Source organism: Yoonia sp., from assembly GCF_046292185.1.
In the GTDB taxonomy this organism is placed as follows: Bacteria; Pseudomonadota; Alphaproteobacteria; order Rhodobacterales; family Rhodobacteraceae; genus Yoonia.
In genome coordinates, this window is the sequence record NZ_JBKBQY010000113.1 from 1 (window position 1) to 9802 (window position 9802).

The window sequence follows — 9802 nt, forward strand, 5'->3', positions numbered from 1 at the left end:
ATCACACCGGGGCCTCAGCGACGCGGAAAATGAAGGAAGATCATATGTTTGCGGTTCTCAAAACCGGCGGCAAGCAGTACAAAGTCGCCTCTGGCGATGTATTGCGCGTCGAAAAGCTGGCGGCAAAAGCTGGCGACAAAGTGCAGTTCAACGAGATTCTGATGGTCGGTTCGACTGTTGGCGCGCCTCTGGTATCCGGTGCCGGCGTTCAGGCCGAAGTCATCGACCAGATCAAGGGCGAAAAGACGATCAATTTCGTCAAGCGTCGCCGTAAGCACGGCAGCCAGCGCAAGAAAGGCCACCGTCAGCAACTGACTTTGGTCCGGATCGCGGATATCCTGGAATCCGGCGCAGATGACAGCGGCGTCATGGCCGCAGTATCGGGTGCCGGCATCAAGATGGACATCACGCCCCGCGTGAACCCCAAGGGCATCGCCAAGCCAAAGGCAGGCGCCGCGCCCAAAAAGGCCGCCGCGACCAAAGCGAAAGCCGCTGAAAAAGACGCGCCAGCCGCAACCGGCAGCGACGACCTGAAGAAAATCACCGGCGTCGGCCCGGCGCTGGAAAAGAAGCTGCATGAAGCAGGGATCACTTCCTACGCGCAGATCGCGGGATGGAGTGAAGAAGATATCGCCGGTTACGAGGAGACATTGTCTCTGGGTGGCCGCGTGGAACGTGATGACTGGGTCGCACAAGCGACCGAGCTGTCCAAAGCTTAAGGAGAGACCAGATGGCACATAAAAAAGCAGGCGGTTCATCCCGTAACGGACGCGACTCTGCAGGTCGTCGTCTTGGTGTGAAGAAATTCGGCGGCGAAGCCGTCATTCCCGGCAACATCATCATGCGCCAGCGTGGCACAAAGATGTGGCCAGGCATGGGCGTTGGCATGGGCAAGGATCACACCATCTTTGCAACTGCTGAAGGCGCTGTGAAATTTCACAAAGGCCTGAAAGGCCGCACCTTTATTTCGGTTCTCCCCGTGGCGGAGGCCGCAGAGTAAGCCGAAAGTCTCAAACCAGATATTTGAGGGGATCGGTGCAAACCGGTCCCCTTTTCCGTTCATAAATCCGCAACTTATCGCGATTATGACCGCGCCAGACAGGCTTGTTTTCGAGGAGGGAAAACATGATCCACGAAGGAATAGCCGTGCAGGAAACGATCCAGTCGGAACGGTTCATCCTGCGCCCTTGCCGCAAATCCGATGCTGGCCTGATCGCCATGTATGCCGGCGATGACCGTGTCGCGCGCGGTACGCGGTCGGTGCCGCATCCCTTGCCCCCCGGCACGGTCGAGGCGATGATCGACCGCGCCCTGCGCCCCGACCGGACAGAGGATATCTGGGTCATCGACGGATCGGCCCTTGGCCATGCAGAGGCGTTGGGTCTGATCAGCCTGGAACGGATGGACCGCGCGCAGTCGGAAATCTTCTACTGGATCGCCCCCGCCTTTTGGAACACCGGTTACGCGTCAGAGGCCGTGCGCGCCTTGATTGCCGCGAACCCGCATCAATCCGAACGGATCTTTGCCGAGGTGTTTCAGGACAATCCCGGTTCCGCCCGCGTGCTGACCAATTGCGGTTTCGATTATCTGGGCGATGCAGAGGCGTTTTCGGTTTCGCGCGGCGCAACAGTGCCGACATGGACCTATACGCTGAAAACAGGGCAGTGACGGTTCCGCCCTTACAGACCGCGCGGCTGACGTTGCGCCCACTGGTCGTGGACGATTGTACCGCAATTGCCGAGGCGCTCGGCAATTGGGAGGTCACGCGCTGGCTGTCGCAGGCCCCTTTTCCCTATGCGCGCGATGATGCGAAGGCATTCATTGACATGGTGCGCAACGATGCCGATGCCGCCCATTGGGCGATCGACCTTGGCTTTAGGCTGATCGGCGTGATCTCTGTTAAGCCTGATCTGGGGTATTGGCTGGATCAGGCGCAGCACGGTCAGGGGCTGATGCGCGAGGCGGCACATGCCGTGGTGGATTGGTATTTCACGGATCACACAGCCCCTCTGATATCAGGGCATTTCGCGGGGAATGCAGCATCACGGGCGATCCTGACCGGGCTGGGGTTCACCGACACCCATACTGAAACGATCACACCCGTTTCGTCGGATGCTGCCGTCACGCTTTACCGGATGGCCCTGACACACAAACGCTGGCACATCTTGAGAAGCGCCGCACAATAGACTATCGCCAGCGCTGAACAGCCCGGAAGGCCCCAGACCATGAAATTTCTCGATCTTGCCAAGGTCTATATCCGCTCTGGCGCGGGCGGGGCGGGCTGTATTTCGTTCCGCCGTGAAAAATTCATCGAATATGGCGGCCCGGATGGCGGCGACGGCGGCAATGGCGGCGACGTGATTGTCGAGGCTGTGGACGGTCTGAACACGCTGATCGATTTCCGTTATCAGCAGCATTTCTTTGCGGGCAGCGGCCAGCATGGCATGGGCAGTCAGCGCACCGGCAAGGATGGCGATGATAAAATCCTGCGCGTCCCCGTCGGCACCGAGATCATCGACGAGGACGAAGAAACCGTCATCGCCGATCTGACCGAGGTCGGCCAGCGCATCGTCATCGCCAAGGGCGGCAATGGCGGCTGGGGCAATCTGCATTTCAAATCCGCCACCAATCAGGCCCCGCGCCGCGCCAATCCGGGGCAAGAGGCGATTGAACGCACGATCTGGCTGCGGCTGAAACTGATCGCCGATGTCGGCCTGTTGGGCATGCCCAATGCGGGCAAATCGACGTTTCTGGCCGCCACATCCAATGCGCGGCCCAAGGTGGCGGATTATCCCTTCACCACGCTGGTCCCCAATCTGGGCGTTGTGGGCGTGGATGAGGTGGAATTCGTCGTCGCCGATATCCCTGGCCTGATCGCCGGTGCCAGTGAAGGGCGCGGTCTGGGTGATATGTTTCTGGGCCATGTCGAACGTTGCGCGGTATTGCTGCATCTGATTGATGGCACATCCGGTGACCCCGCCGGCGATCTGGTGACGATTATTCACGAGCTGGAACAATATGGCGGCGAATTGGCTGACAAGCCCCGGATCACCGTGCTGAACAAGATCGACACGCTGGACGCGGAAGAACGCGTGTTCCTGCGCGATGAACTGGCCGAGGTTGCGTCAGGCCCTGTCATGCTGATGTCCGGGGTCAGCCGCGAAGGCATCACCGACGTCCTGCGCGCGCTGCGGGCGGAGATTGACGACAACCGCCTGCGTCACCGCAAGGAAGACGCGCCAGAGGAAGACGAAGAATGGCGTCCCTGAAAGATGCCAAACGGCTGGTGGTCAAGATCGGCTCGGCCCTGTTGGTCGATGCCGCGACGGGGGCCTTGCGCCAAGATTGGCTGACGTCACTGGCCGCCGATGTCGCCGCGATCAAGGCGCGCGGCACGCAGGTGATCCTTGTCTCATCCGGGTCCATCGCCTTGGGCCGTGGCGTGTTGGGTCTGCCGCAGGCCGCCTTGGCCTTGGAGCAATCGCAGGCGGCGGCGGCTGTCGGTCAGATCCGGCTGGCGCGCGCCTATGAACAGGCCCTCGCGCCGCATGGCATCATTGCGGGCCAAGTGCTTGTCACGCTTGAAGATTCGCAGGATCGTCGCCGTTATCTGAACAGCCGCGCCACGATGGAAACCATGCTGGGGTTCGGTGTCGTGCCGATCGTGAATGAAAACGACACGATTGCCACTGATGAAATCCGCTATGGCGATAATGACCGGCTGGCGGCACAGGTCGCGGTGACGATTGGCGCGGATCAACTGGTGCTTTTGTCGGATGTGGACGGGCTTTATACCGCGAACCCCAAGATTGACGCCACGGCACAACACCTTGGGATTGTGGATAAAATCACCCCACAGATCGAAAATATGGCGGGTGATGTCGGATCAACCCTGTCCAAGGGCGGGATGATCACGAAGATCATGGCCGCCAAGATCGCGACCGAGGGCGGCTGCGCCATGGCCATCGCACTTGGCACCGGGCTGCATCCGCTGGATGCCTTGGCAAATGGCGCGCGCAGCACCTGGTTCACCGCGCAGACCGATCCGCAGGCGGCGCGCAAACGCTGGATCGCGGCGATGAAACCGCGTGGTATTGTGACTGTCGATGCCGGTGCCGGGCAAGCGCTGTTGTCGGGCAAAAGCCTGCTGCCCGCCGGGGTCACGCAGATCAGCGGCAGCTTTGGCCGGGGCGAGGTGATCACGATTGCCGATGCTGCGGGCCTGCCATTGGGTCAGGGGCTGACCCGCTATACCAGCGCCGAGGCGCGGCAGATCATGGGCCACCGGACCGCCGATATCCCCGGTATTCTGGGCTATGAAGGCCGTGCCGCCTTGGTGCATCGCGATGATATGGTACTGTAAGGATATGACAATGAATGATATTCCTGCCCTGATGAACAAGATCGGCGCTGATGCCCGCGCTGCCGCCACCGTGCTGGCGACCACCGGATCAGAACGCAAATATGCCGCGCTGATCGGGGCCGCCGATGCGATCTGCGACAACATCATGGAAATCCTCGACGCCAATGCCGAAGATCAGGTCTATGCCGAGGAAAAAGGCCTGTCGCCCGCGATGATGGACCGGCTGATCCTGACAGAACCGCGCATCCGCGCCATGGCCGAAGGGTTGCGCAATGTCGCCGCCCAGCATGATCCGGTGGGCGAGGTGATCGCCGAATGGGACATGCCAACGGGCCTGCATATCCGGCGCGTGCGCACGCCTTTGGGCGTGGTCGGGGTGATCTATGAAAGCCGCCCGAATGTCACCGCCGATGCCGGTGCGCTATGCCTGCAATCGGGCAATGCGGTGATCCTGCGGGGCGGGTCGGAAAGTTTCCATTCCTCTACCGCGATCCATAAATGCCTGCAGATCGGGCTGAAACAGGCGGGCCTGCCCGAAACCGCGATCCAACTGGTGCCAACACGCGACCGTGCCGCCGTCAGCGCGATGCTGACCGCGACCGATCATATCGACGTGATCGTGCCACGCGGCGGCAAAGGCCTTGTCGGGCTTGTCCAGCGCGAGGCGCGGGTGCCGGTCTTTGCCCATCTCGAAGGCATCTGTCATATCTATGTCGGCGCGACCGCCGACCCTGCCATGGCGCTGGAGATCGTGCTGAACGCCAAAACCCGCCGCACCGGCATCTGCGGCGCGATGGAATGCCTGCTGATCGACTGGCGGTTCTATACGCAACACGGATCGTTGCTGATCGACGCGCTGGTCAAGGCCGGGGTTGAGGTGCGCGCCGATGGCGATCTGGCGAAAATTGCGGGCACGACCAAGGCCAAGCCTGATGATTTCGGGCAGGAATTCCTCGACATGATCTGTGCCGCGAAACTGGTGGATGGCGTGGACGAAGCCATCACCCATATCCGGCGCTATGGATCAAACCATACCGATGCGATCATCACGGCGGATGAACAGGCGGCGGCGCATTTCTTTGCCCAGCTTGACAGCGCGATCCTGATGCACAACGCCTCGACCCAGTTTGCAGATGGTGGTGAATTCGGCATGGGCGCGGAAATCGGCATCGCCACCGGCAAGATGCATGCGCGCGGCCCGGTGGGGGCAGAGCAATTGACCAGTTTCAAATATCTGGTCAGCGGCAATGGTGCCGTGCGGGCGTGACAGCCCCCAACTTCTTTTTTTCAAAATACTTATCTTCCCTTGGATTCCGGGGGATCAGAACCGCGCCGCGATCCCGTCATCGCCGATGTCGATCTGCAGATCGCGCCCCGCCTCGGCCATGAAGCCGGGCAAAAGCGCGAATTGCACCTGTGCGGCGGAACAGGAAAAACCGGGGCTGGCGCTGCGCAACTGATCCCAAAGCGGCTGATCCACGCGGAACCGCGGTGCCACGGCGCTGATCACCCAGGTTTCATCGATCAGACGCACGTGAATTTCGCCACCCAGCGGCATCCCCGATTCCAGACATTGCACCAGCAGCAAGGCGCAGCGCACCTCGCGGCGGGGCTGATCATGGGGCACATGCCAGTGATAGCTGCAGCGCCCGGCGCGCGCCAAGGCCGCAAAGACCGGCAGGATATCCCCCGCGGACAGCCGTTGTTCGGGGCCCGCCGCCCCATAGGCGATGCGATAGAACCGTATCCGCGCATTGGCGTTCTGCACGGAATCGCTGATCAGATCCATTTCAGCGCTTGTCTGACCACCGGTCAGCGACAAGAGTTCTAAACCATTGCCGATCGCACCAATAGGGCTGATAAGGTCGTGGCAAATCCGCGAGCCGACAAGTGTGGCAAGATCAGGCCGCATGGCACAGGCTCCTAAATGGGGATGAGGGGATGACAGGCATAAACGCCATTCTGGAACCGGGCATGCTGGTGCGCCATCCGGGCGCGCCGGAATGGGGCATAGGGCAGGTCCAGTCGAATATCGCCGGACGCATCACGGTAAATTTCAGAGAGGCCGGAAAACTGGTCATTGATGGAAACACGATCGCCCTGGAACTGGTTACTGGTCTTGGTACACAACCCTGAGTAGAGAAAATCGACAACGTGTCAACAAATTCCGGGTCGTTCTGTCTCGTATCGTGCCGCAAAATGGGTTAATTCATTCTTAATGACTGGTGAGATCAAACATACTTTTTCGCTGCCCGATAAGATCGGGCCTGACCGCGTGCCCAAAGATTCGCGTTTCGTGGTCAGCATCGCGCATGATCAACAAGAGCTGGAGGCGGCACAGCGCCTGCGCTATCTGGTCTTTATCGAAGAACTGGGCGGCACCGGCGACATGGTCGATCATGACCGGCGGTTGGAAAAGGATTATTTCGATCCCTTCGCCACCCATCTGATCCTGCGCGACATGGCCCGCCCCGACGGTGACAGGGTGATCGGGGTTTACCGTCTGATGCAGCAGGATGCGGCACAGGCGGCAGGGCGGTTCTACTGCGCGGCGGAATATGATCTGACGCCGCTGACCGGCTCGGGGTTGAAATTGCTGGAACTGGGCCGGTCCTGCCTGCATCCGGCCTATCGTGGCGGCATGGCGATGATGCATCTGTGGCAGGCGCTCGCAATCTACGTGCAGGATCACGAGATCGATATCCTGTTTGGCGTCGCGTCCTTTCACGGCACCGATCTGGAAAGGCTGGCCGCGCCGCTGAGCTTGTTGTTTCACCGCCATCTCGCGCCTCCGGAACTGCGCGTGCGTGCCATCGGCGCGGGGGCTGTGGATTTCACGCCGCTGCCCGAGGATCAGATTGACCGGGTCACGGCCTTGCGCGACACGCCGGCGCTGATCAAGGCCTATCTGCGGATCGGGGGCGTCGTCGGGCAGGGGGTCTATGTGGACCGCGATTTCAACACCACCGATATCAGCCTGATCCTGCCCACCTCCGGTGTCACCGCCATGCAGCGCCAGATCTACACACGTGCCCGGCGCAATGGCTGAGACATGGCAAGGGGCCGCGGCACCCGTGCATCCGCCGCTGCGGGCGGCTGACTGGTGGCGCATTGCCCGCCGCGGCCTGCCTTTGGTGCTGTTGCTGGTGGCCGGGTTCACGCTGCTGCTGATGATCCGCCTGTTCGAGCGTCCGTTCTGCGGCTTGCGCCGCCCGGTCACGCCCTATGTGACACAATCTGTCTGTCGCGGCGCCTTTGCGCTGATGGGGATTCGTTACCGGTTTCAGGGCAGACCGATGCGGGGGGCCGGCGCCATTGTCGCCAATCACGCAAGCTGGCTGGATATCTTTGCGCTGAACGCGCGCAAACGGATCTATTTCGTGTCGAAATCAGAGGTTGCTGGCTGGCCCGGTATCGGCTGGCTGGCGCGCGCCACGGGCACGGTTTTCATTCGCCGTGACCGGCGCGAGACGCTGGACCAGATCGCAACTTTCAAGGCGCGGCTGCAGGCGGGCCACAAACTTTTGTTCTTCCCCGAAGGCACATCCACCGACGGGTTGCAGGTGCTGGCGTTCAAACCGACATTGTTTGCCGCGTTTTTCGATCCCGCCTTGCGCGATAGTCTGCAGATCCAGCCGGTGACGCTGCGCTATCAGGCACCGGACGGGGCCGATCCGCGGTTCTATGGCTGGTGGGGCGATATGGCGTTCGGTCCGCATCTGTTGCGGATATTGGCCGCGCGCCGTCAGGGCGAGGTCTGCGTGATCTACCACCCGCCCGTGAATGTGCGCGATTTCACGCACCGCAAGGCCCTGGCCGCGGTTCTGGAGACCAGCGTCCGCGCGGGGTTAAGCGCGGCATAAGGGCGTTGCCCCGGCCCCGGATTTCATCCGGGTCAAGATGAGTATTTGGTGAAATAAGAAGTTCAGCCAGCCATGGCCTTGTGCAGCCCTGCCAAGGCGGCGGCGGGATCGTCGCTGCGCCAGATTTCATCGCCGATGCCGAAGAAATCGGTATGCGGGGCCAGTTGCCGGATCAGGGCCAGATCAAGCGCGCCTTCGGCCACGACGGGCACTTCGATCATGGCGGACCACCATTCGAAAAGCTCCAATTCAGCTAACCGCCCATCGCCCAGCGGCGTGGCGCCCACCGGGCCAAAGCTGACGTAATCGGCGCCCAGCTCACCGGCGGTCATGCCGTCATGGCGCGACTGGCCGCAATAGCTGCCGATGATGGCATCATCGCCCAGATCCTTGCGGATCGATTTCACCGATCGTGCGGCATCCAGCAGATGCACGCCGTCAAGTCCCAGCCTGTCCACCATCAGCACATGGCTTTCGATCACCAGCGCCACATCGCGGTCATGCGTCACCGCGCGCAGCGCATCGGCGGCGCGGGCGATCTTGCTGTCATCCTTGGTGGCCAGCGCCAGCCGGACGCATCCGATTTCTGTGCTGTCCAGACAGGCGGCAAGCTGGTCGGGAAAGGTGGCAAGGTCAAATTCTGTCGGGGTGATCAGATAGATTTGCGGTGTGTCTTGGGCATCCGACATGGGGCATTCCGGTGTTTGTAAGGCTTGTCCGCTTCTAACGGGGTTTGGGCGCCTTGGCCATGCCTTGCTTGCCTTGGCCGCATGGCCCAAGTATCAGGCGCGAAACCTTGTCCGGAAAGCTGTTTATCGTGTCTGATCCCCAACCCGCCTTTGTGCTGATCCGTCCCCAGATGGGCGAAAACATCGGCGCTGCCGCGCGCGCGATGTGGAATTTCGGGCTGGACCGGATGCGGGTGATCGCCCCCCGCGATGGCTGGCCCAACAGCCGCGCGGTGGCGATGGCCAGCGGTGCCGGGCGTCTGCTGGATCAGGCGCAATTGTTTGATGGCACGGCGGCGGCGATTGCCGATTGTGATTTCGTCTATGCCACCACGGCGCGGCCGCGCGGATTGACCAAGCCGGTGTTTTCGCCAGAGGCCGCGATGCAGGACGCCCATGCGCGCATCGCCGCAGGTGGCAAGGTCGCGGTGATGTTCGGGCCGGAACGCGCGGGTATGGAAAACGACGATATTGCGCGGGCCAATGCGATCATCTCGGTGCCGGTGAACCCGGAGTTTCCGTCATTGAACCTTGCGCAATGCGTGTTGCTTTTGGGCTATGAATGGCGACGCATCGTGACCGAGGTCACGCCGATGCGCGTCGATGCGCTGGCCGATTGGGCAAATCAGGTCGAGGTTGAAAAGCTGGCCGATCATTATCAGGAACGGCTGGATCAGGCCGGGTTCTTTTTCCCCGATCACAAGGCCGCCAATATGCAGATGAACCTGCGCAATCTGTGGTCGCGGATGCCGCTGACCCGCGCCGATGTGCAGATGCTGCACGGCATCCTGCGCCAGATGGTGCGCTGGAAGGAACGCGGCTGATTGCTGTGGCTTTCTGACGCTTGC

13 protein-coding genes are annotated in these 9802 nt (G+C 61.4%); 11 read left to right on the plus strand and 2 right to left on the minus strand.

Annotated features, from left to right (window positions below; all coding sequences use genetic code 11):
* Positions 1-44: 44 nt before the first annotated feature.
* The 7 genes from ACK4TM_RS15680 (at position 45) to ACK4TM_RS15710 (ending at position 5630) form a co-directional block, all read left to right on the plus strand.
* Entirely contained in the window at positions 45-719 is a 675-nt protein-coding gene (locus ACK4TM_RS15680; RefSeq protein ID WP_409702973.1) for a 50S ribosomal protein L21, read from the plus strand.
* Between the two features lie 11 nt (positions 720-730).
* The gene (gene rpmA, locus ACK4TM_RS15685; protein ID WP_026352164.1) at positions 731-1000 is read left to right on the plus strand and encodes a 50S ribosomal protein L27; all 270 of its coding nucleotides are present in this window, start codon (positions 731-733) and stop codon (positions 998-1000) included.
* A gap of 125 nt (positions 1001-1125) precedes the next feature.
* Positions 1126-1668, plus strand: coding sequence for a GNAT family N-acetyltransferase (locus tag ACK4TM_RS15690; protein ID WP_409702953.1), 543 nt, complete (start codon positions 1126-1128; stop codon positions 1666-1668).
* On the plus strand, positions 1638-2186 hold the full coding sequence (locus ACK4TM_RS15695; protein WP_409702955.1) for a GNAT family N-acetyltransferase: 549 nt from the start codon (positions 1638-1640) through the stop codon (positions 2184-2186). The genes ACK4TM_RS15690 and ACK4TM_RS15695 overlap by 31 nt, the downstream gene beginning before the upstream one ends.
* Positions 2187-2225: 39 nt before the next feature.
* Positions 2226-3269, plus strand: a complete 1044-nt coding sequence (gene obgE, locus ACK4TM_RS15700) for a GTPase ObgE (RefSeq protein ID WP_409702957.1) — start codon at positions 2226-2228, stop codon at positions 3267-3269.
* On the plus strand, positions 3257-4363 hold the full coding sequence (gene proB / locus ACK4TM_RS15705) for a glutamate 5-kinase (protein ID WP_409702959.1): 1107 nt from the start codon (positions 3257-3259) through the stop codon (positions 4361-4363). Before obgE ends, proB begins: the two co-directional genes overlap by 13 nt.
* A 10-nt stretch (positions 4364-4373) precedes the next feature.
* Complete coding sequence (locus ACK4TM_RS15710; RefSeq protein ID WP_409702961.1) at positions 4374-5630, plus strand: glutamate-5-semialdehyde dehydrogenase; 1257 nt, start codon at positions 4374-4376, stop codon at positions 5628-5630.
* Positions 5631-5684: 54 nt separating this feature from the next.
* On the opposite strand, the gene ACK4TM_RS15715 is transcribed toward ACK4TM_RS15710, so the two are convergent.
* A complete protein-coding gene (locus ACK4TM_RS15715) occupies positions 5685-6275 on the minus strand; it encodes a histidine phosphotransferase family protein (protein WP_409702963.1) in 591 nt (196 codons plus the stop codon).
* A 29-nt stretch (positions 6276-6304) separates the two neighbouring features.
* On the opposite strand from ACK4TM_RS15715, the gene ACK4TM_RS15720 reads away from it, so the two are divergent.
* The 3 genes from ACK4TM_RS15720 (at position 6305) to ACK4TM_RS15730 (ending at position 8226) form a co-directional block, all read left to right on the plus strand.
* On the plus strand, positions 6305-6499 hold the full coding sequence (locus ACK4TM_RS15720; RefSeq protein ID WP_409702965.1) for a DUF3553 domain-containing protein: 195 nt from the start codon (positions 6305-6307) through the stop codon (positions 6497-6499).
* Between the two features lie 82 nt (positions 6500-6581).
* A complete protein-coding gene (locus ACK4TM_RS15725; RefSeq protein WP_409702967.1) occupies positions 6582-7412 on the plus strand; it encodes a GNAT family N-acetyltransferase in 831 nt (276 codons plus the stop codon).
* Positions 7405-8226 carry a lysophospholipid acyltransferase family protein gene (locus ACK4TM_RS15730; protein WP_409702969.1) on the plus strand — a complete coding sequence of 274 codons (822 nt, stop codon included), beginning with the start codon at positions 7405-7407 and terminating at the stop codon, positions 8224-8226. The genes ACK4TM_RS15725 and ACK4TM_RS15730 overlap by 8 nt, the downstream gene beginning before the upstream one ends.
* Before the next feature lie 62 nt (positions 8227-8288).
* Here the strand turns inward: ACK4TM_RS15730 and ACK4TM_RS15735 are convergent, their stop codons facing one another.
* Complete coding sequence (locus tag ACK4TM_RS15735; protein WP_409702971.1) at positions 8289-8915, minus strand: thiamine phosphate synthase; 627 nt, start codon at positions 8913-8915, stop codon at positions 8289-8291.
* 125 nt (positions 8916-9040) lie between these two features.
* On the opposite strand from ACK4TM_RS15735, the gene ACK4TM_RS15740 reads away from it, so the two are divergent.
* Positions 9041-9778: an RNA methyltransferase gene (locus ACK4TM_RS15740; RefSeq protein WP_409702975.1), complete on the plus strand. Its 738-nt coding sequence runs from the start codon at positions 9041-9043 to the stop codon at positions 9776-9778.
* Positions 9779-9802 lie beyond the last annotated feature (24 nt).